The 21993-nt window shown below is 52.9% G+C and carries 19 protein-coding genes; 9 read left to right on the forward strand and 10 right to left on the reverse strand.

Annotated features, from left to right (window positions below):
• Positions 1-492 (forward strand): substrate-binding domain-containing protein (locus CUC53_RS09810; RefSeq protein WP_201796744.1); only part of this gene is annotated, 492 nt, incomplete at its 5' end.
• A gap of 198 nt (positions 493-690) precedes the next feature.
• On the opposite strand, the gene CUC53_RS09815 is transcribed toward CUC53_RS09810, so the two are convergent.
• From CUC53_RS09815 to CUC53_RS09840, 6 genes are all read right to left on the reverse strand, one after another.
• Positions 691-2415 (reverse strand): proline--tRNA ligase, encoded by a 1725-nt coding sequence (locus CUC53_RS09815; protein ID WP_100293996.1) that lies wholly within the window; start codon positions 2413-2415, stop codon positions 691-693.
• 229 nt (positions 2416-2644) lie between these two features.
• Positions 2645-3451, reverse strand: coding sequence for a nucleoside-specific channel-forming Tsx family protein (locus CUC53_RS09820; RefSeq protein ID WP_100293997.1), 807 nt, complete (start codon positions 3449-3451; stop codon positions 2645-2647).
• A 153-nt stretch (positions 3452-3604) separates the two neighbouring features.
• Positions 3605-4981 carry an AmpG family muropeptide MFS transporter gene (locus CUC53_RS09825; protein WP_100293998.1) on the reverse strand — a complete coding sequence of 459 codons (1377 nt, stop codon included), beginning with the start codon at positions 4979-4981 and terminating at the stop codon, positions 3605-3607.
• Between the two features lie 176 nt (positions 4982-5157).
• Positions 5158-5733 (reverse strand): peptidylprolyl isomerase, encoded by a 576-nt coding sequence (locus tag CUC53_RS09830; RefSeq protein ID WP_100294011.1) that lies wholly within the window; start codon positions 5731-5733, stop codon positions 5158-5160.
• Between the two features lie 19 nt (positions 5734-5752).
• Positions 5753-6325, reverse strand: a complete 573-nt coding sequence (locus tag CUC53_RS09835; RefSeq protein WP_100293999.1) for a YajG family lipoprotein — start codon at positions 6323-6325, stop codon at positions 5753-5755.
• Positions 6326-6337: 12 nt separating this feature from the next.
• Positions 6338-7471: a methyltransferase gene (locus CUC53_RS09840; RefSeq protein WP_100294012.1), complete on the reverse strand. Its 1134-nt coding sequence runs from the start codon at positions 7469-7471 to the stop codon at positions 6338-6340.
• 198 nt (positions 7472-7669) lie between these two features.
• Between CUC53_RS09840 and CUC53_RS09845 the strand changes: the two genes are divergently transcribed.
• The 4 genes from CUC53_RS09845 to acs all read left to right on the forward strand — a co-directional run bounded on the left by CUC53_RS09845 (position 7670) and on the right by acs (position 13793).
• A complete protein-coding gene (locus CUC53_RS09845; protein ID WP_100294000.1) occupies positions 7670-7981 on the forward strand; it encodes a BolA family protein in 312 nt (103 codons plus the stop codon).
• A gap of 343 nt (positions 7982-8324) precedes the next feature.
• Entirely contained in the window at positions 8325-8990 is a 666-nt protein-coding gene (torD, locus tag CUC53_RS09850; protein ID WP_100294001.1) for a molecular chaperone TorD, read from the forward strand.
• Between the two features lie 243 nt (positions 8991-9233).
• Positions 9234-11660, forward strand: coding sequence for a sensor domain-containing protein (locus tag CUC53_RS09855; RefSeq protein WP_420808058.1), 2427 nt, complete (start codon positions 9234-9236; stop codon positions 11658-11660).
• Positions 11661-11846: 186 nt separating this feature from the next.
• Positions 11847-13793 (forward strand): acetate--CoA ligase, encoded by a 1947-nt coding sequence (gene acs / locus CUC53_RS09860; RefSeq protein WP_100294003.1) that lies wholly within the window; start codon positions 11847-11849, stop codon positions 13791-13793.
• A gap of 117 nt (positions 13794-13910) precedes the next feature.
• Here the strand turns inward: acs and CUC53_RS18865 are convergent, their stop codons facing one another.
• A complete protein-coding gene (locus CUC53_RS18865; RefSeq protein WP_157798241.1) occupies positions 13911-14093 on the reverse strand; it encodes a hypothetical protein in 183 nt (60 codons plus the stop codon).
• A 51-nt stretch (positions 14094-14144) separates the two neighbouring features.
• Here CUC53_RS18865 and rlmD point away from each other — a divergent pair, with 51 nt between their 5' ends.
• The 4 genes from rlmD (at position 14145) to nhaR (ending at position 18409) form a co-directional block, all read left to right on the forward strand.
• Positions 14145-15491, forward strand: a complete 1347-nt coding sequence (gene rlmD, locus CUC53_RS09865; RefSeq protein ID WP_100294004.1) for a 23S rRNA (uracil(1939)-C(5))-methyltransferase RlmD — start codon at positions 14145-14147, stop codon at positions 15489-15491.
• Between the two features lie 398 nt (positions 15492-15889).
• Positions 15890-17080, forward strand: coding sequence for a Na+/H+ antiporter NhaA (nhaA, locus tag CUC53_RS09870; RefSeq protein ID WP_100294005.1), 1191 nt, complete (start codon positions 15890-15892; stop codon positions 17078-17080).
• Between the two features lie 29 nt (positions 17081-17109).
• Positions 17110-17490, forward strand: coding sequence for a hypothetical protein (locus CUC53_RS09875; RefSeq protein WP_201796745.1), 381 nt, complete (start codon positions 17110-17112; stop codon positions 17488-17490).
• Positions 17477-18409, forward strand: coding sequence for a transcriptional activator NhaR (nhaR, locus tag CUC53_RS09880; RefSeq protein WP_100294007.1), 933 nt, complete (start codon positions 17477-17479; stop codon positions 18407-18409). The genes CUC53_RS09875 and nhaR overlap by 14 nt, the downstream gene beginning before the upstream one ends.
• A gap of 325 nt (positions 18410-18734) precedes the next feature.
• On the opposite strand, the gene CUC53_RS09885 is transcribed toward nhaR, so the two are convergent.
• The 3 genes from CUC53_RS09885 to CUC53_RS09895 all read right to left on the reverse strand — a co-directional run bounded on the left by CUC53_RS09885 (position 18735) and on the right by CUC53_RS09895 (position 21857).
• Positions 18735-19136, reverse strand: coding sequence for a DUF2541 family protein (locus tag CUC53_RS09885; RefSeq protein WP_100294008.1), 402 nt, complete (start codon positions 19134-19136; stop codon positions 18735-18737).
• Positions 19137-19601: 465 nt separating this feature from the next.
• On the reverse strand, positions 19602-20633 hold the full coding sequence (locus CUC53_RS09890; protein WP_100294009.1) for an IS630 family transposase: 1032 nt from the start codon (positions 20631-20633) through the stop codon (positions 19602-19604).
• Positions 20634-21536: 903 nt separating this feature from the next.
• A complete protein-coding gene (locus CUC53_RS09895; protein ID WP_100294010.1) occupies positions 21537-21857 on the reverse strand; it encodes a fimbrial protein in 321 nt (106 codons plus the stop codon).
• Positions 21858-21993 lie beyond the last annotated feature (136 nt).

Consider the following 21993-nt stretch of genomic DNA (forward strand, 5'->3'; position numbering starts at 1 on the left):
CCAGAGATAGTGCAAGCGGTGCTGAGTGGCCGTTGCGATCTGGGCTTGGTGGATCAACCGCCTGATCATCCTAGCCTCACCGCCGAGCCCTTCGCCCGCGAGCCACTCTGCTTAGTGCTTCCCAATGATGGCGCCGAACCAAGCTGGCAGCAGCTCTGCCGGCTCGGTTTCATCGATCACCCAGATGGTCACAGCATGGCGTTACGCCTGCTGGGGCGCCGCTACCCCGGTCAGCGTTTTGCGGAGATCCCTGCGCGCGGTTTTACCAACCAAATTGGCCTGATCTTGGCGCCCGTCGCCCGTGGTCTCGGCTTTACCGTGCTGCCCCGTTTCGCCGTGACCGCCTTTGCCCAGCAAGCGCAGATCCGAGTGATCCAAGGCCAGCCTGAGGTGATCGACACCCTCTGGCTGATCTATCGTGCCGAGTGGCCGCTGCCAGCCCGTTATCTGCGACTGATCAGCGCTCTTAAAGAGCCGCTGAGCGCGCAATGACACGGCGCTACGCTGGCAACATCAGCTAAAACGTGGCTCTCATCGTTCCCGCCAACCCGTTACCCGCATCTTGTGCCCACAAGCCAATGTGCCCCTCCCCCAATGAAAAAACCCCTCTTAACACAAGAGGGGTTTTGCCTGTTTGCGAGCAAACAACCGGCTTATTGGCCTGTTGTCGTCATCAGAAGCGCCATGAAATTAACGGCCCTGCTTGGCCTTGAGCAGGGCAACGATCTCGCTGATCGCCACTTCCTGCTTCTCGCCGGTGCGGCGGCACTTGTACTCCACCACGCCATTGTCCAGACCGCGATCGCCGATGACGATGGCGTGCGGGATGCCCAGCAGCTCCATGTCGGCGAACATCACGCCTGGGCGCTCTTTACGGTCGTCGAACAGCACATCGACACCAGCGGCTTTCAGCTCGGCGTAGAACTGCTGTGCCTGCTCGGCCACGCGCTCGGACTTGTGCATGTTCATCGGCACGATAGCTACTTCGAATGGGGCGATGGCGTCTGGCCAGATGATGCCGTACTGGTCGTTGTTCTGCTCGATGGCGGCAGCCACCAGACGGGACACCCCGATACCGTAGCAACCCATCTCCATGGTGACAGACTTGCCGCCCTCGTTCAGCACGTTCGCCTTCATCGCTTCGGAGTACTTGGTACCCAGCTGGAAGATGTGGCCCACTTCGATACCGCGCTTGAGCAGCAGCTTGCCCTGGCCGCACGGGCTCGGGTCGCCTTCTACTACGTTGCGCAGGTCGGCAACTTCGTAAGCGGTGATGTCGCGATCCCAGTTGGCACCGGTCAGGTGGCAGCCGGTCTCGTTGGCGCCGCAGACGAAGTCCGCCAGATGGGCAGCGCTGCGATCGACGATGATGCGACCGGCAAAACCGACCGGGCCGATGGAGCCCGCGTCGCAACCGGCGGAAGCTTTGATCTGCTCGTCGTTGGCGAAGGTCAGCGGGTTGGCCACGCCAGCCAGTTTCTCAGCCTTGATTTCGTTCAGCTCGTGGTCGCCACGCAGTACCAGCGCGATGACCGCCTGCTTGCCGTGCTCGTCCTCTTCGGCCAGTACCAGCAGGGTCTTGGCGATGGCGGTCGGCGCCACGTTCAGGAAGGCGGCCACTTCGTCGATGGTGTGGACGTTCGGGGTGGCAACCTTGGTCAGGGCTGCGGTGGCAGCAGCGCGCTCGCCCTTTGGTGCCAGCGCTTCGGCCATCTCGATGTTGGCGGCGTAATCGGAGCTGTCGGAGAAGGCGATCAAATCTTCACCGCTCTCGGCCAGCACCTGGAATTCGTGGGAACCAGTCCCCCCGATGGAGCCGGTATCGGCCTGCACCGGACGAAAATTCAGGCCCATGCGGGTGAAAGCCTTACAGTAGGCGGCGTGCATCTTCTCGTAGGTATCGACCAAGGATTCCTTGTCGAGGTGGAAGGAGTAGGCATCCTTCATCAGGAATTCGCGGCCACGCATCACGCCGAAACGGGGGCGTACTTCGTCGCGGAACTTGGTCTGGATCTGGTAGAGGTTGAGCGGCAGCTGCTTGTAGCTGTTCACTTCAAAACGGACCAGCGAGGTGATCACCTCTTCGTGGGTCGGGCCCAGCACGAAGGGGCGGTTATGGCGGTCGGTCAGACGGCACAGTTCGGGACCGTAGTCGTCCCAGCGGCCGGACTCCTGCCACAGCTCGGCAGGCTGCACCACCGGCATGGAGACTTCGATGGCACCAGCATTGTTCATCTCTTCGCGAACAATGTTCTCGATTTTTTTCAGTACCCGCAGACCGGTTGGCAACCAGGCATACATGCCGGAGGCCAGTTTACGGATCATCCCGGCGCGCAGCATCAGCTGGTGGCTGATGACTTCAGCGTCGGAGGGGGTTTCCTTGAGAGTGGAAAGCAGATATTGGCTGGTACGCATCGCGGTAGACCTTAGCTAGAACGGGCGCGGGGCCCAGGAAATTTCAAGGGCGGAATTTTAGCAGGCTGGGCGTTGCGGCCCAAGGGCTAAATTTACGGTGACCATCCGCAACGCAGCGCAAAAAAATAGCCTGAGTGCGGAACCATGCCGAACTCAGGCTATTTCATCAGTCAACTAACATGCCGGATAGGGAAACGTCAGTGACGCCGTGGTAACTCACCACATTTATTTAGAACTTATAGGTCACAGAGAAGTAGTGGCCGAAACCGGTCGATTTGAAGGCGTCAGAGTTATCGATACCGTAGATTTCGTTAAAGTACTTCAGACCGTAGCCAACCGCATAACGGTCAGAGTGCCAGTAAAGGCCGTGGAAAGTGGCCAGGCCATCGGAGTGAGTGGTCTCCTTCATGCCCCAGGTGTAATCCAGATAACCTTGGTAAGCGACAAAGCTACCGTTAGCAAAAGTGTAGAAAGGCTTAAACCAGTTCATCGAGAACTGCTGACCATCCCAACCTTCGCCTTCACCACTGAAGGTCTCATTGGCATGACGCTTGTACAGGTTCATGCCCACTTTACCAAACCAAGGCACCATCACGTCTGCGCCGATCCCCACAAACGCATCGTTTAGCCCCTGAACGCCACCGATGTTAAACAGGGAAGCAACGTAAACCTCTTGGACTGGGCCAAAGGAGAGATCCTGACCAGTCAAGGCATCCAGCGACACGCGTGGCGCAAACTTCATAAAGAGGTTTTCTTGCTTGTGCTTGTCACTGTGCTTGGAATCAAAAATGTCGAAATAATCAACATAACCATACAGGTCAAAAATACCGGAACGACCACCAAACTCCATTTCAAAGTAGGTGTCGTTGTAACCATCCGGACCATGAGGCTTCTGGTCAATGGTATGCATGATGTTGAACTGCATCCACTTGTAGTCATTCTTGTGGATGTCACCACTGTAATCAGCAGCAAAGGCTGGGGTGGCAGCAGCAGTCAGCAGACCGGCAGCGATCAGCGTCTTGGTAAATTTGGCCATTTTATTGGTCTCTTGTACGTTTAGTTGAGGTTTTCCATCGCCAGCCCCTGAGGGCGGGCAGCGATTCTAATCAAATTAAATTTGTGGTGAAACCATTCTCAGGGAACTTTCTTTGGAAATGTGAATCTAATCACCCCGACTTTTTGCCTATCTTCAAGACGATTCAGCCTCCGCTGTGAATCTATTTGCCCGCTTTGCAACCCAGACGATCAGTAGCAGCACAGGCACACCCAGCAGGCTGGTACCGACAAAAAAGGCGCTATACCCCACTTGCTCGACCACGGCCCCAGAGAATCCCGCCAGCAATTTTGGCAACAGCAACATGACCGAGCTGAATAACGCATACTGGGTCGCTGAAAACGCCACATTGGTCAGACTCGACAAGTAAGTAATAAATGCTGCGGTAGCGATCCCCGCACTGAGGTTATCGAGTGAAATAATCAGGGTTAGCAGTTGCAGGTTGTGGCCCATTTCATTGAGTAAGGCGAACAGCAAGTTAGTGCTCGCGGTGAGCAGCGCCCCCACAAATAGAATGCGTAAGGTGCCAAAGCGCATCACCAGCACGCCCCCAAGGGCCGCGCCGACCAAGGTCATGATCACCCCATACACCTTGGTAATGGTGGCCACTTCGGTCTTGCTGAACTGCATATCCACATAAAAGCTATTAGACATGACCCCCATTACCACATCCGAGATGCGATAGCAGGCAATCAGGCCCAAGATCAGCAGTGCCGAGCGCCCATAGCGATGAAAAAAATCGGCAAAGGGACACCAGATAGCCTCATGTACCCAAGCACCGAGGCCCGCAAGTGACCTCGGCCATCCCCGCGACAGCAATTGGGCCTTGCGGGCAGCTTGCTGACTATCTTGGCCAGCCACATCAATCACTGGCTCATGACATAGCAGGGTGGTGATAATACCGAGCGACATCAGGGCGGCCATCAGTAGGTAGGTTAACTGCCAGCCTCGATAGTCATAACCACTGTTACTGCCAAGCCAAGCGGCAAGCGCCAATGCGCCAGCTCCCGCCATGATCATCGCCAGCCGGTAGCCCGTCATATAAGCGGCCGCCATCGCAGCCTGCAGGCGCTCTGGCGCCGATTCGATCCGATAGGCATCAATCACAATATCTTGAGTCGCGGAGGAAAACGCCACCAGCAGCGCAAACAGGGCAAGTTGGGCTAGCTGAGTCTGGGGATCACAGAAGGCCATCCCGACCAAGGCGCTGGCAATGAGCAACTGAGAGAGCAGCATCCAACTGCGCCGCCGCCCGAGTAACCGCGAGAGCAGGGGAAGTGGCAATCTGTCGACCAAGGGCGACCATAGCCATTTCACCCCATACGCCAGGGCAACCCAGCTCATATAACCAATATCGGTCAGACTGATCTGTGCTTCGCGCAGCCAAAATGAGAGGGTGCCAAATACTAGTAGCAGAGGCAGCCCAGACGAGAAGCCCATGGCAAATAGAATCAATACCCTGGCTTGCAGATAAACAGCCAAAGCATCTCTCCAGCTCAGTTTGTTAGACATATTCAACTACCTGATGGGTCTGGGAAAAGTGCAGCATTCTGGCAGGTTAACCGGCGCTAGCCAAGATTTGGCGTCATCTAGGGCTGTCCCTCAGCCAGCAAAAAGCCCACCTCAGTGGGTGGGCTTTGGCTCAAACAGCGATGTGCATGACACCTGATGCACGGTCGTGCTAACCGTTAGGGGGTCGTTTTTTTCTCCGCTGTGCTGTCGGCCAGCAACACAACTTTTTTTAGAATAATCGGGCTTGTCGGCACATCTTTAGCCCGCAGAATCGAGCTGTAACTCGTTTGCACTTGGGCTAATTTATCCAGCACATTCATGCCCTGGACGACCTCACCAAATACGGTGTAACCAGCACCACCACTGGCGTTAAGGTTGTTATTATCCACCAAATTGAAATAGAACTGGCGGGTAGCACTGTCAACGGCTTGGGTGCGAGCCATCGCAATGGTGCCACGTTTGTTCGGCAACCCACCTTTGGATTCATTGATGACAGGTTCGAAGGTCGGCAGCTGTTGGAACTGCTGATTATATCCCCCCCCTTGCACGACAAAATTGCGGATCACCCGATGAAACACGCTGCCGTCATAGCTACCATCCGCCACATAACGCAAAAAATTCTTCACCGTTTGCGGCGCCTGCTTAGGGGCTAGTTCGATCACGATATTGCCGTGATTGGTCTCCATCTGCACTCTCGGCGCAGCCAATGCCAGTGGGGCAAACAGCATGGCTACAAACCACCATTTTTTCATCATCTAGCCTCTCCTTCTGTTAGCTGGGTTGACCTTTAAGATAGCTACGCAGGGCCTCATCAGCCATGATCTGTTGCAGCAAGTTACCCAGCTGTTGATTCAAAAGAAACTCCAACTCAGCAATACTCGGCTCGCCTGGTTCCTCTTTACTTGACGACATATTGAACTGCTTGCTCAGCCGATTACCCTGAAAATCGGCCATCACTTGTAAGCTCACCCGTGACTTAGTGATGTAGGTAAAAGTCTGCTCTTCGACCGTCACCACGGCGCTGGAAATAGCGAGCGTCAGATTGGTCGTGCCGCTGTTACCCACTTCTAACCCTTGGCTGCGCAACCCTTCTGCTAGCTTCTCGGCTAGCAACAAATTGAGAGGGCGTTCGCTGTTAACCAACACGGGCGTCTTCTCTTTTTTCTTGATGTAGAAGACGTGGGCCGCTTCACGCTTATCCACCCCTTCCATGGTGATGCGGTTACCGGCGTAATATTGCTGGTTGGCAGGGATAATCTGTGGGTTAAGCAAGGCAGTCTCTGGCCAGTGAGTCGCACAACCACTCAACATCAGAGTGACCAGCAGCAAGAGTGATTTTTTCATTATTGGTTTCCTTTAACGTTTAATCGCTTTCAAAATAACGAACTTGCTGTTTGAGGCAACGACGTGGGCGTTACCAAACAGGCGTTTTAGTTTCTGGTGATAGTCCAAATGGCGGTTGCCTACTATCCAGAGTTCCCCTCCTTGAGGCAACACCCGCTGCGCATCGCTAAACATCTGCCAAGCGATATGATCCGTGATCGCTTGTAATTGATGAAAAGGGGGATTGCACAAAATCCTGTCTGCCGATCCCACTACCACATTGTCTAGGCAGTTATTGACCATGAACCGCGCTCGCGGCAGGTCATTGGCCAGATTGTGTTCGACATTCAACCTCGCTGAGGCAACCGCCATATAGGATTCGTCAATGAAGGTCACCTCGACCTCTGCATCTTTCGCCAACAATGACAACCCTAATACCCCATTGCCACAGCCCAGATCAATCACTCGACGCGCACTGTGGATGGGCAGGTTATCGAGCATGAAACGGGCACCGATATCGAGGCTAGTGCGGGAAAAGACGTTGGCATGGTTATGGATCAAGAGTTCGCTGCCCACCAGTGGCCAGCAAGTTGGGAAGGGGTTAGCCAGTGCCGGCCGCTTTGCCTGCGGCTGACAATGGATCAGGCGCGCCTTTTTCCACGCTAATGAGGTGTGAGTCGGCCCGAGGTATTTCTCAAACAGCTGCAACGTGGAGGTATGGATATCTTTGGCCTTGCCTGCGGCAATGACCTGGGTGTTGCTGGTCACGACCTGACGCAACGCCAGCAGTTGGTGCTCTAACAGCGCTTGATACTTAGTGACTTTAATCACGACTAACGCAGGAGAGGCGGGCAAGGGTGCCAACGCATCTTGTAAACACACACCGCTCACATCCAAGCCATTTTCAGCCAAATTAGCTAAGGTTGCCCGCTCGCTGATGTAGGAGTCGGTGACACAGCAAGGCGAATGGGGATGTAAGAATGCCGTGAGCGCCCCAAAACCATCATTCATGATGACCACAGGCCCCGCTCCTGTCAGCGGCATCTGGGCTAGCGTATCGATCAGATACTCATCGGCCGCATCCCATGCTTGTAATGTCTCCCGAGATTGGCGCGGGTAACGATAGAGGGTAAACCGGCAATGGGGGGTCTCAAGTAAGGTTTGCATCATGGATCGATCTCGGTATCAACCTTAACGGGGCGCCAGCGGGCGCAAAGTGGCGCTATTCTAGCGAGCAAAAATAAATTAACCAGTTTGCTAGCGGGCGAATCGCCACCCCTTCTTTAGTTCGGCACAGCTTTGGCATTAACGGCGCACTGAACTACCGCTAGAATGAGGCCATATTTTTTCCATGAGATCCGCGTTATGTCCATCCAGCAACTGATCGTCGATAAACTCACCGCAGCCCTCTCACCTTGTGAGTTGGAGGTGGTCAATGAAAGCCATATGCATCGTTCAACGCCCGGTGCTGAAAGCCACTTCAAGGTCATCATTGTCAGCTCACACTTTGAGGGCGAGCGTTTACTCGGGCGCCATCGCAGGGTCAATGCCATCCTTGCCGATGAATTAGCTAGTTCTGTGCACGCACTAGCACTGCACACTTACACGCCTAGCGAGTGGCAACAAAAGGGCCAAGCGCCACGTACCCCGAGCTGTGTTGGTGCCACATCACGCTAACGCTATGGGTTGCTTGGGTTTGTTCAGCTCTGGCTGAATAAACCCAGCACCATGCCAACTTCGGCAATACATCCCCCATCGTTCGCCGCGAGCGCAGGCCATACATACCAGCGACGAGCGGCCCACTGGCTGACCTACATACTCGCCACTCGCTCGCAAGCACAGAATCCAAGCCAGATAAGCGCCCAGTCTTGGCATTCTTCCTTGGGGAAGGGCAAGACGGCATCGTTAAGTGAGGCAGTGGGATATGATGTGAAAGGGGTTATTGGGTTAGCCAACGCCAAGGGGATGTGGTTAGAATCGACCACCATCAAGACTCCCGATAGTGATATACGGAGGAAAAATGCAGGATTTTATAGCCACCAGCGAGCGCCGCGCTGAACTTTACTGGTGGTTTTCCACGCTGTTCGCAACCGAACTAAGTGATGAACAGATTGCCGAATATGGTGCCTATGACGTACGCAGCTTTTTAAAAAGCCTCGCAACCCTCGATCCGATGCGCGATGCCGTCGGGGCGCTGAACGAGGTGATTGCGCGGCTACTCATCCGTCATAACCGCCAGTCATCACTGGCTGCTGACTTTGGTCACTTATTTTTGGTGAAGCCTGAGCAAGGCGCCCTGCCTTTTGCATCGCTCTACCATCCAGCTGAGCCACTCAGCACCTTTCCTGCGTTTCAACTCACAGAGTGCGTCAGTCGCCTTGGCATTCACCGTCATGACCAGCTCAAAGACCCCACTGATCACCTAGCTGTTCAATTAGATGTAATGAGCCAACTCATTACCCAAGCGATGGAGGCCAGCACAACACCGCAACGCACAACCTGGCTCACCCAGCAAGAGTCGTTACTTCACTGCCATCTGCTCCCGTGGTTTCCCCATTTTGAAGCACGTTGCCACGCAGCTGATGCATTTGGTTTTTATGGCGCCAGCGCCCGTTTACTAGGCATTTTTCTGCAGATGGACGCAAATTATCTGAATCTGATCAAATCCGCCGACGATGCCGACTGACTGTTGATACGAGAACGAACGGTCATCTGCCCCTCCTGAACCGCAAGGTCAGGGTGGGGCAGAACGTCATGAAGATCCTTAACCAGCCCCCTACTCACTCGCGCTAACGGTCGCGCGCATCAACCGAAATAACACGCAATAGATAACCCTTTCAGGCACACACATTGTCGGTTGGTGCCATACTCAATCAGCACAAATAACATCATTGTCAATAATGGAATTGTTATGGCTGATAAACTCGCTATGGCCGACCTCCAGGCCCTGTCATCACAGCTCTCTGATCACTCGGTCCTCGAACAGCTTATGGATTCAGCCCCGCTAGGTATTGCGGTATTTGACCGAGAACTCAGATATCGCAAGGTCAATCAGGTGCTGGCAGACATTAATGGTAAAACTATTGAGGAGCACCAAGGCAAGCATCTACGCGATATAGCGCCCTCTCTTGCACCGACCCTTGAACCGCTCTTCCAGCAACTCATGCACGGCGGCGTCCCATCCGTCGATATCGCGATTATCGGCCAAACAATCAACCATGATCGCCACTATCGGCGGTGGCAAGCCACGTATAGTCCCATGATGGATGAGCGAGGCGAATTGAGTGGTATCCTCGCCATCGTCAAAGATGTTACTCGGCAGTATGAAACCGAGCAGCGCCTGCAACTCGCCATGCGAGCGGCACAAATAGGCGTATGGGAATGGCATATAACCGAAGATCGCCTGCTGTTCGATGGTCAGATGGATGAACTCTTAGGTTGCCAAGCGAGGTATTTTAGCGGTGGTATCCAAGACTTTATCACCTGCTTCGAATCAGAGTCAGCTCAGCAACTGAGCACCGCATTGGAAGGGGACGCCCCCATCCACCTCACTCTGAGTTATTTAACCCCGACTCAAGAGCGACGCTGGGTGGACATTCATGCTGACTATCTCCCTGCAAGCGAATCTCTTGGTCGCCGAGTCATGGGCGTGATCCATAATGCGACCACTCGCCGCCTCCAAGAAGCACGCTTACATCAGGCCAATGTGGTATTCGATACCACGGCTGAGGGGATCATCATCATGGACAGTCAGTTTCAGATTGTATCGGTCAACCCAGCTTTCACTCAGTTAACCCAATACTCTTTAGAAGAGATACAAGGCAGTACACTCGATAGCATCATGCATCCCAAATATTATGCTGACAGCAGCCCCCCCTGGCACCAAATAAAGCCTAGCGTACGTGCTTGGCGCGGAGAAATGATGTGTGTACGTAAAGACGGGGGTTATTTCGCCTCGTTGTTACAAATAAACCCCGTTTGTGATCGCTACCATCACACAATCCATTATGTCGTCGCCCTGTCAGACATTAGTCCCATCCGTAAGATTGAGGCGGATCTCAACTACCTCGCCTATCACGATCCTCTTACAGGGCTTGGTAATCGTCACTTACTACAAGAGAGGCTGACGCTGGAACTGCAAACCGCCAAGCTCAACCGCCAGCGTTTAGGATTACTGTTTATCGATGTAGATGGACTAAAACTCATTAATGACAATCTCGGGCAAAGTACAAGCGATCAGCTACTCAAGCAGCTGGCTGAACGGCTTTGCGAGCACTTGCAACATAGCGATGTGGTGACGCGGTACGGCGATAATGAATTTCTGGTGCTCGTACCTTACCTCGAACAAACCAAAGAACTCGCAACACTGGCCAATGACCTATTGGCCATTCTACGTGACCCCGTCACCTTGGCGCACGAGCAAGTGATTATCTCCGCTAGCATTGGTATTGCCATCTATCCTGAGCATGCCAGAACCCCCGACACCCTGATCCGCGCAGCAGATAGCGCCATGCTCGAAGCCAAATACCAAGGTCGTAACGACTATAAATTTTATGCTCCCAGCATGACTGCCAAGGCGCGTGAGAAAATGCAAATAGAACAAGGGCTACTCAAAGCGCTGGAACAGGATCAGCTGTGCGTGTTCTATCAACCGATCACTAACCTCGCGACAGGAACGCTCAGTGGCGTGGAAGCACTGATTCGTTGGCGCCACCCGCAACGGGGCATGATTGCGCCATTTAGCTTCATTTCAGTAGCAGAAGAGTGCGGCCTGATTGATCGTGTTGGGGAGTGGGTCATGCGCCATGCCTGCCAGCAGGTACAACAGTGGTTAGCAATCGGCCTTTGCGTACCTCGCCTGTCGATCAACGTATCAGTAAGAGAGATGAGATCACCGCGCTATGTGAATCAAGTCGCGACCATCTTGGCCGAGACAGGTTTTCCAGCGCAGCGCTTAGAAATCGAAGTGACCGAGAGCATCATTCAGCGAGTGGATCATAGTCTGCAACTCTTTGAGCAGCTAAAGGCACTGGGGGCTCACATCGCTATAGACGACTTCGGTACCGGTTTTTCTTCACTCAGCTTGCTCAGAAGCTTACCGATTGACCGTATCAAGATAGATCGAGCCTTTGTACAACCACTCCCTGAGGACAAGCAAAGCCGCGAGCTATGCCGCACCATCATCAAACTTGCCAGCAGCCTGAATATGGCAGTGACCGCTGAAGGGATTGAAACCCCAGAGCAGCACCAGTGTTTACAATCCCTTCATTGTGGTGAAGGACAGGGCTATTTGTTTAGTAAACCACTGGCAGCAGAGCACATGAGCACCCTACTGCATCTGCAGCAAGGACATTAATTGACCTCGGCAGGGGCCAAGCCCACAAGTCGCTAACACTCGCGTTAAGCCCCTGCCTCCCCCTACGACAAATCCCCTCTGTGTTTTCTATCAATATCGTCTATCCAAAAGTCTAATAGGCCCTTCTTTCGCAAAGGTATAAGTTGTTACTCAATTATTAAAAGGTTGTATTCAAAGGAGTGACAGATGAGCGAGAGTAAGGTCTACCCAGTCAAGTCTCATATTCGAGATAACGCCCTACTGGACAAAGCCGGCTATGAGGCCATGTATCAAGCATCCATCGCCAATCCGGACGCTTTCTGGGGAGAGCAGGGAAAAATCCTCGACTGGATGAAGCCCTATAGCAAGGTCAAAAACACCTCCTATGATCCGGGCCATGTTGCCATCAAATGGTTTGAAGATGGCCAACTCAACGTCTCTGCCAACTGTCTCGATCGCCATCTTGCCGAACGGGGCGACAAAGTAGCGATCATCTGGGAAGGGGACAACCCCGCCGAAGATCGCAAACTCACCTATCGCGAATTGCACCGCGAAGTGTGCAAGTTTGCCAACGTATTGAAAGCACAAGGGGTACATCGTGGCGACGTCGTCTGTCTCCACATGCCCATGGTGCCCGAAGCCGCCATCGCCATGCTGGCCTGTACCCGTATCGGTGCCGTTCACAGCATCGTATTCGGTGGTTTTTCACCTGAGGCCTTAGCAGGCCGTATTATTGATTCAGGCTCCTCCATCGTCATTACCGCCGATGAAGGCCTACGGGGCGGCCGCGCCGTTCCACTTAAAAAGAACGTCGATGAGGCCCTCACTAACCCTGAGACTCGTGTCAACAAAGTGATCGTGCTCAAACGGACCGGCGGCAATGTCGCTTGGCATCCACATCGCGATCTGTGGTGGCACGAGGCAACCGCCGCCGTCAGCAGCGACTGCCCACCAGAGGCGATGAATGCTGAAGATCCCCTCTTCATCCTTTATACCTCTGGCTCGACAGGCAAGCCGAAAGGAGTGCTACACACGACTGGTGGCTATTTGGTGTATGCCGCGTTGACGTTCAAATACGTCTTTGATTACCACGAGGAAGATATCTATTGGTGCACCGCTGACGTAGGCTGGGTGACTGGCCACTCGTACCTAGTCTATGGACCACTGGCGAATGGCGCGACCACCATCATGTTTGAAGGCGTGCCAAACTACCCGGCTACTAATCGCATGAGTCAGGTCGTCGACAAGCATCAAGTCACCATTCTCTATACCGCCCCGACCGCCATTCGCGCCCTGATGGCCAAGGGCAATGCAGCCATCGAAGGCACGTCGCGCCAGAGTCTACGCATCATGGGTTCGGTGGGTGAGCCGATCAACCCAGAAGCGTGGGAGTGGTACTACCGCACCATTGGTGACGAGCGTTGCCCTATCGTCGATACCTGGTGGCAAACCGAAACAGGGGGGATCTTGATAAGTCCTCTACCTGGGGTCACTGATCTGAAACCAGGCTCAGCCAGCCGCCCTCTTTTTGGCGTGCAACCCATGCTAGTCGACAACATGGGCGAGCCGCTGGAAGGGGCCACCGAAGGTAACCTAGTGATCGCCGACGCTTGGCCCGGTCAAATGCGCACGGTTTATGGCGATCATGAGCGCTTCGAACAGACCTATTTTTCGACCTTCCCCGGCCGTTATTTTACCGGTGATGGTGCCCGTCGTGATGATGATGGCTACTACTGGATCACGGGTCGAGTCGATGATGTGCTCAACGTCTCCGGCCACCGCATGGGCACGGCTGAAATCGAATCGGCGCTGGTTGCCCATCCCAAGATTGCCGAAGCGGCAGTCGTGGGGGTGCCACATGAAATCAAAGGTCAGGGCATCTATGCCTATGTCACCCTCATTGCTGGCGAAGAACCAAACCGCGAGCTGCACAAAGATGTCAAGGAGTGGGTACGTAAAGAGATCGGCGCTATCGCCACTCCCGATGTGATCCACTGGGCGGAGGGGCTACCGAAAACCCGCTCCGGAAAAATCATGCGGCGTATTTTGCGTAAAATTGCCACTGGTGAAACCGATAGCCTCGGGGATATCTCCACCCTGGCTGACCCAGGGGTAGTGGATAAATTAATCCGTGAAAAATCAGAAGCGGCCTAATCTGGCATAACACCACGCCCCACGCCGCCTTATGAGGAAAACCCCGAAAGTTGGTACTGCAACGAGTAGGGGTTTCTTGTTTGAAAGGAGGAAGGAGTGAGCCCCGTACTAACCTCATCAAACGGAACAAAGGATCTCATCGGCCAGATAACGAGTTACAGGTCCTGACCGCACCTCACTGCCCCCCATCTTTTGCAGCAAGCTGACCTTTAATGCCTGCATTTTGTGCGGATTTTCGCTAAACTCTGCCCCCTTTTCTCGATGGGCAGATGCTTGTGAGGGATGAGCCTTGATTGTCATCCCCTACCATTCCCATTATTTTTCTTTATCTATGTTTTTTTGGAGCCGCTCATGCCGCTAGTGGGACATCAACACCCGATCGAGATCCTCGAACTGACCGATAAAGGTGATGGCAAAGGACGCCTATTCGACCGCCCCCTGTTTGTCGAAGGTCTGCTGCCGGGTGAGCAGGCGCTAGTGGAGCTGACCGAGGTCAAGCCGAACTATCTGCACGGCAAGATCATCGAGCTGCGCCAGCCCTCTGCCGATCGAGTCGCCGATTTCTGCCCCAATACCGAGTGCGGTGGTTGTCAGGTCCGTCCGCTGGCCTATCCGGCTCAGCTCAAGCTCAAGCAGGGCTTGGTGCAGAGCGCGCTGGCACAGGTCGGGCTCGGCGAGACCATCGTTAACCCTATCCTCGGCATGGAGACGCCGTTTGCCTATCGCAACAAGGCGCAATATGCAGTGCGCAGCTGCGATGCCGGTGCTGAAATCGGCTTTTATCGCAAGCACTCTCATGACCTGATCACCGCCGATGACTGTGCGGTACAAGATTCGCTACACATCGAGCTGAACGCTCGGGTACGCAACTGGATGCGCGAGCACGAGATCAAAGCTTATGACGAGGTGAACCACACCGGCTGCGTGCGCAACCTGATGACCCGCAAAGGGTTTAAGAGCGGCGAGCTGATGGTGGTGCTGGTAACGCTGGGCGAGGAGCTACCGTTCGAAGCTGAGCTACTGATCGCCTTGCAGGATCTGCCGATCACCACTCTGGTGCAGAACATCAACGAGGAGCGTACCAACCGGATCTTGGGTGATAAGAACCGCGCGCTGCTGGGCAGCGGGGTGATCCGCGACAAGATCCACGAGCTTGAGTTCGAGATCTCACCGCTCTCCTTCTTCCAGAACAACCCGAGCCAGACCGACGTGCTCTACTCCAAGGCGCTGGAATATTGCGAGCTGACCGGCAACGAGACCGTGTTCGACATCTATTGTGGCATCGGCACTATCTCCCTGTTCCTGGCGGGCAAGGCTGCCAAGGTGGTGGGAATAGAGTCGGTGGAGAGTGCCATCAGCGATGCCCGCCGCAATGCGGCCCTCAACGGCATCGAGCAGACCGAGTTCCACGTTGGCAAAGCGGAGCAGCTGATGCCCGAGCTACATGCCCAGGGCGTGACTGCTGATGTGGTGGTGATGGACCCGCCGCGCAAAGGCTGCGACAAAGCGGTGCTGCAAACGCTAGTGGCCATGGCGCCGCGCCGGCTGGTCTATGTCTCCTGCAACCCGCAGACCCTAGCCCGCGATCTCGCTTGGCTGGTCAAGCAGGGCTTCGTGCTGGACGAGATCCAACCGGTCGACATGTTCCCGCACTCGATGCACGTCGAAGCGGTTGCCCGTCTGAGCCTACCTGCCTAACCAAACCATCAACGGGTTATCCTTCCATCATGACGACCGGTTGCAGCGCGTCGCCAGTGACACGGCCCTAGATAGGGTTAGCCCGCCAGCCTCCACCACTCTTAATTAACGGTCAGCACCTCGCTGGCCGTTATTCCCGTAATACGCTCTCCTAGCCAGCTCACTTGGCATATCGCCTTTATGCAAAGAGATAGGTCGACATTCATCCTTAGGCTGCTTCGGCCGATAAAACGCAGCAGAGGCATAGCCGCTTCTACCCTCTATCAGCGATAGGAAATAGAGGTCCATTAGCGGCTAACCTTCGGTTTTTCCGTTGTTTCTAGCAGTAAGAAACGATTTTCCATTGGTTTTAGTGAGGTATAGACTCACACCAACGTCAGACTGTGGATCACCTAACCATGAGTAATGTAATTAAAAAGTTTCTCGAGCTGGAGGCGGCTTCTGGCATCATTTTAATCCTGGCCGCCATACTGGCCATGATTTTGGCGAACACCGCACTGGCCGGTAGCTATCAAGCATTCCTCGATACGCCTGTTCAGGTGCGGATCGCCGCCCTCGACATCAATAAACCGCTGCTACTGTGGATCAACGATGGCTTTATGGCCATTTTCTTCCTGCTGGTTGGCTTAGAAGTGAAACGTGAAATGTTAGAGGGGGCGCTCTCTTCACGGGTACAAGCCACCTTTCCAGCCATTGCAGCGGTAGGCGGCATGTTGGCGCCTGCACTGATTTATGCTTTTTTCAATTATTCCGATGAGGTAGCACGTGCAGGATGGGCAATTCCTGCGGCAACGGATATCGCGTTTGCCCTTGGGGTAATGGCGCTACTGGGCAAGCGAGTCCCAGTCAGCCTTAAAGTCTTTCTATTGGCCTTGGCCATCATGGATGACCTCGGCGTTATTATCATCATTGCGCTCTTCTATACCCAGCAGCTATCGCTAACGGCACTGGCAGCCGGCATATTGGCAACCTTAATCCTCTTTTGGATGAACCGTCGTGGTGAGGACAGGATCAGCCTCTATATGCTTGTGGGCTTAATCCTGTGGGTTGCGGTGCTGAAGTCGGGCGTCCATGCCACCTTAGCGGGGGTCGTCGTGGGTTTTATGATCCCCCTTAAAGGTCGACACCATGGGTCGCCACTCAAGCACTTAGAACATGCACTGCATCCTTGGAGCGCCTACCTGATCCTGCCGCTGTTTGCTTTTGCCAACGCCGGTGTGTCGTTGGAAGGGATTGGTCTCTCCTCCCTGCTCAGTCCAGTACCGATGGGAATTATGCTCGGACTGTTTATCGGTAAGCCGCTTGGGGTGTTTACCATCAGCTGGCTGGCGGTCAAATTGGGCATCGCCCAACTGCCCCCCAGCGTCAACTTCAAGCAAATTTTTGCGGTCAGTATCTTGTGCGGTATTGGTTTTACCATGTCGATGTTCATCGCCTCACTGGCCTTTGAGCACGGTGGACTGGACTACGGCAGTTACTCCCGCCTAGGTATCTTGGTCGGCTCCACCATGGCAGCACTGATCGGCTACTTAACCTTGCGATTGGCGCTCCCGAACCGTAATGGTGACCAAAATACGGAGGGGTTATGAGTAAAAAGATCGGATTCGGCTTACTGATCATGCTGGCTAGCCCAGTGGCATGGGCCTATGGATTTCAAGCGTGCCAACAAGAGACGACATCGGTGAGCTGTTCCGCCTACCTAAGCGGTGTGGTGGATACAGCGTTACTGCTCAGCAATCAGCAAGCGAAAGCCCGCTTTGGCGAGAGCTTTGCCGAACGAGCACTCAGTAGCCGAGCAGGAGAGATGGTTAAACGCACTCACAGCCGCTATTGCAGTGAGCAATTGCCCAGCAGAGATAGCCTCAAAACCACGATCTACCAGCGGTTTATCGCTAACGAGGTTGACTCAATCCACGACATATATGACATTCTGGCCGCTGAACTCAGTTGCTACCGGAGTCCGCCCAGCGCGGGTACCCCATCGGATGTCACATCTTAATTACAACCATCTTTATTATTTTTGGATGACCCAGAAAAAGGGCTCTGTCACGCAAGCGGCAGAAGCCCTTTTTTTGACCCCGCAGACGGTCACGGGTCAGATCAAATTGCTAGAACAACGCTTGGGCGGCAAGCTACTGATACGCAAAGGGCGCTCCCTTGAGGCAACCGAGCTGGGCCAGCTGGTATTTCGCTATGCCGATAAGATGTTCAGCCTCTCTTACGAGATGCTCGATATCGTCAATTATCGCAAGGAGAGCCAGATCCTATTTGATGTCGGCATTGCCGATGCCCTCTCCAAACGACTCGCTAGCCGAGTATTACTCTCGGTGATCCCCAATGATGGCTCTATCCATCTACGCTGCTTTGAATCGACCCACGAGCTACTGCTGGAGCAACTCAGTGAGCACAAGCTCGACATGATTCTCTCCGACTGTCCGGTGGATTCTAGCCAACATGCGGGGCTGCTTTCCAAGCGACTCGGCGGCTGCGGCGTCAGCTTTTTCTGCAAAGCCCCCCTGCCCGAGAAACCATTTCCCGCCTGTCTCGAGGAACGCAAACTACTTATTCCGGGCCGCCGTACCGCCATGGGGCGTCAGCTAACCCACTGGTTTGAGCAGCAAGGCGTCTCTCCCCGCATCTTAGGCGAGTTTGACGATGCCGCCTTAATGAAGGCCTTTGGCTTCTTTAATCAGGGGATCTTTATGGCACCCTCTATTTACCGAGAAGAGTTATTGGCGGGCGAAGGTGTGGTGCTGCTTGGTGAAACAGAGGACCTGATGGAAGAGTATTACGTCATTTTTGCGGAACGCATGATCCAACATCCTGCCGTAAAACGGGTATGCGAGAGTGATTTTACTTTCTTGTTTGCGGGCGAGGAAAATTTTTCCACGATCCAACCCGCTACATTAAGGTTCTAAGCAGGTTAGCAACATGATGTGAATCACCCCTGTTTTCTAGGCACTCACAGATGGTATAGAAACATAACCAAAACGACGTTTTTTCCCGCCTCAATTCAGACTCGGGTGTCCACAGCTAGTGGTGGCCGTTCACCAATAGCGTGTTGGCATAAAAAACGCTGGATCGCATCAACCGATTCCATTTAGACCTCACTGAGTGAGACAACAACGCACTTTACCATTACAAATTGATACCGACGGACGTGTGCACTAGCCTCGCATAAACAAGACACCGGTTTGAGGCCGGTGTCAGGTGACAGTAAGATCGATATAAATTAACAATGCATTATTTTCGGCCGAAAACTTTCACACCAGCTTTACTGCGATCTGAGTTACCGAATATCTCGATTTTTTTTACACAGCGACGAGACCCTAACGATTTCCACTCAGTTTCTTTGCTACCCCGCATATCACGGTCAAAATAAATCGTCTTAGTACGGTCGCCACCATAGGTCACGACAACTCGCTCTAGGGTTAAATCTCGTTCTGCCTTCACCTTGATATATTTTGTCTGACGACAAACGACTAAAGGAATCGTCGCACCATGATCTCCTGCGCCTAGTAAAATGGTACGTCCTAGCGTGAATTGGTCATCACTTGCTTGAACTGCTGAAGTCGAAACCAATAACAGACCACCGACTAAGATGCGCGTGGTTAGATGGGAATTCCAGATTGACATCAGTGACATAACCCTCAGATAAAATGGAGGAGCAGTATACTTATCCAACCATAATGGCACCTGTATCTAACATCCAGAAAATGCTAACCGAAATAGCTATCGACAGTGGCGAATTGAACTCATTTATTCCCCATCAATTAACGCAGCGTATTGAATATTGAACCTTCATGTTGCAGGAATGCCGTGACCTAGTGATTCATTCATAAAACTATGCTGTAGAGCGATAGCGAGTATTTTTGATGAATATTTAAACAATTCAACCAGTCCATCAGGCTGTGATTTTATTCCCTTTTTTCGGGATCCATTTCATATAGATTTACGCTTTATCTGAACACTTCACCGAGCTTCAAGAGCTAAGAAAAACCGCCAATATTACCTATCTACTTTGACACCCAGTTCCTGACACTCTGTGCAGTGATTGGTTACGCTGAGAGATAGCCGAATATCGATGCTAAATAACTGATCCTAATAGTGCTACACCTTCGCTGTGCCATAGCCATTCCCCGGGAAAGGAGACACGGTATCCATGAAGTGTTTCACTCGGGCCAGCAGGCTGGCCATTCCTCTACATTGATGATTGCCCGTGATGGTTTCATGTAACTTGTGCCACAGCCGTTCTATGTGACTAACCCAAGGGCTGTAAACTGGCTGGAATACTAGGCAGAACTTGGGATTTTCCTTCAACCATCGCTCGGTCTGTTTGCTTTTGTGGATGATGTAGTTATCGAGGATCAGCGTGATGGTTTTGGCTCGTCGGTAGTGGTGACGCAGCTTTTCCAGCATGGCGATAAACAGGGATGAGTTTTTCTTTATCCCGCTGACGTAAAGCACTCTTCCGTTGCCTGCATGGAGAACGCCTGCCAGGTAATGTTTGGCGTTCTGTCCCGGTGTGACAACCCGCTTTTGCTGCGCTCTGAACATCCAGTCGGCCCCTAATTTTGGATTGAGGTCTATATCAACTTCATCCTCATAAAACTCCGGGTTATCGGCATCACAGCGGGCCAGCGCAGCGTCGATATCCGCCATTTTCTCCTGATAGACCGGGTCTTTTATCCGCAAGGTCGGCACGGGCCTGCACCAGACAATACCCATACGAGGTAACCATCGACGAAGTGTGGAGGCGGCCACATTGAGCCCTGTTAACCGATTGATTTTGATAGCCAATAGTTCGGTACACCAGCGGCTGCGCTGATAACCAAAATCTTGCGGAGAAAACTGCATGAGCAGTACCAGTAAGGTGACTATCTTGGCGATAGGTAAAACTGGGGCACGGCCAGCCGGTAAGGCTTCTAGCGCATCGATGCCTTCCTCTCGATACCACCGAAGCCAACGACCGATGGTCGAGCGCTCAGCGCAGGTTCGGTGATGAACATCGGTGACCGTACGTCCTTCATGTAACAGCAATATGGCCATCAAGCGACGAGCATGCCCTTTATCACGGGTGGCATGGATGATTTTATGAATGCGGCGCCGCTGTGGTCGTGGTAGGGGTGGTAGGATAGGCATCAACTCAGTCCTTTGGGTGTGGCTTGTTTTGTTTGGCGACTAATGAGATCGCACAAACTGGACTGAGTTCCCTTCCTCCAGTGATCTACTATTCGGAACAGCTATTTAGTGGGATGACAGACAGCGACAACCGTCCAGATAGTTAAACAGGGGGCATGGCCCGTTAACCATCAAAAGCAATCAGGCATGTTTGCTGGCTACTGCCAGTAAGGCGTTCAAGAAAATCTTATCAATCGATCCACGCATAATGAACCCCAAACAAGCCCCATTCTCTAGGTATGGCAATACGGTAGTTCCGCCGATAAGATTGTGCGGCAGTGCCCAGAGTAAAAAACATTAACGACCTTAGGTATTGCTATTAGTACCGACAAACAGCAAGAGCAGTGAGTCGTTGGGATACCAACACGGCATCATTTCTGCAAGATTTGAGCGAGCGGCTTTTTCGCAAGCAGCCTGCAGCCACTGGTGCGTTGAAAATAAGTTGCACTGGGTGTTGGATATGGTGATGAAAGAGGATGCCAGCCCAATTTACAGGGAGGAGGCTTCGGCAAATCTAGTCACAGTAGGACATACAGAGCCAAACATGCTACGCTGCGTAGTCAAGCAAAAAGACAAGTAATGGGCGCAAATAACAATAGCGTCCATGAACAACTGTTATCTGGAACAGGGGGTTATGGCTGGAGTTAATGGATCGGGTGAATGCGAGCATTCATGCTTTGCTCAACTCCGCTGTTGTACATAAATCGTACACACCATAAAAAGATAAGCACTTTGAATACATGACTAATCAACAGGACCTCGTAAAGCATTTTAACTGAGCTGCTTTCTTAAGGTCCTGTAGAGGAGTAGTCATAAGCATATAGATTATCTTTTATCAGCCACCCAAATCAGCATTCATAACAGTTACAAATAGCTAACGGTTACAAAGGCTACATTTTTATCGCTAGCAGAGGTGGCATAATTGAGAGTGCTACTAATGGACTTTAGTGTTCCCACTTTTTGTAAGCGAGCCAAATCAATCGACTGGGTATTTGTCCCTAAATAGCAAGTAACACTTTTATTAGAAAAATCACAAGGCGATTCATATATAGCGCCAGTAAAGGATATGACGCCATCAGCTGCTGATGCAGATGCAGGAACCATAGACATGGCAAGCATTAAGGCAGTTGCGGAAGAGGTAACTAAGGTACGTACAGTGCGGGTAACATTGAATTGAGTTTTCATTATACTAATCCTTTTCGTTAACGTGACGTTTGACGAAAAGGGCTAACGCAATCGAAGAGAAAACATATACCAAGCGGCATAACTCTTCTAATTTGGCGGCTCCGCTGTCTTAGGTATTTAAACCCTTAGACCGGTG

This window comes from Aeromonas cavernicola, assembly GCF_002795305.1.
GTDB classification, from domain to species: domain Bacteria; phylum Pseudomonadota; class Gammaproteobacteria; order Enterobacterales; family Aeromonadaceae; genus Aeromonas; species Aeromonas cavernicola.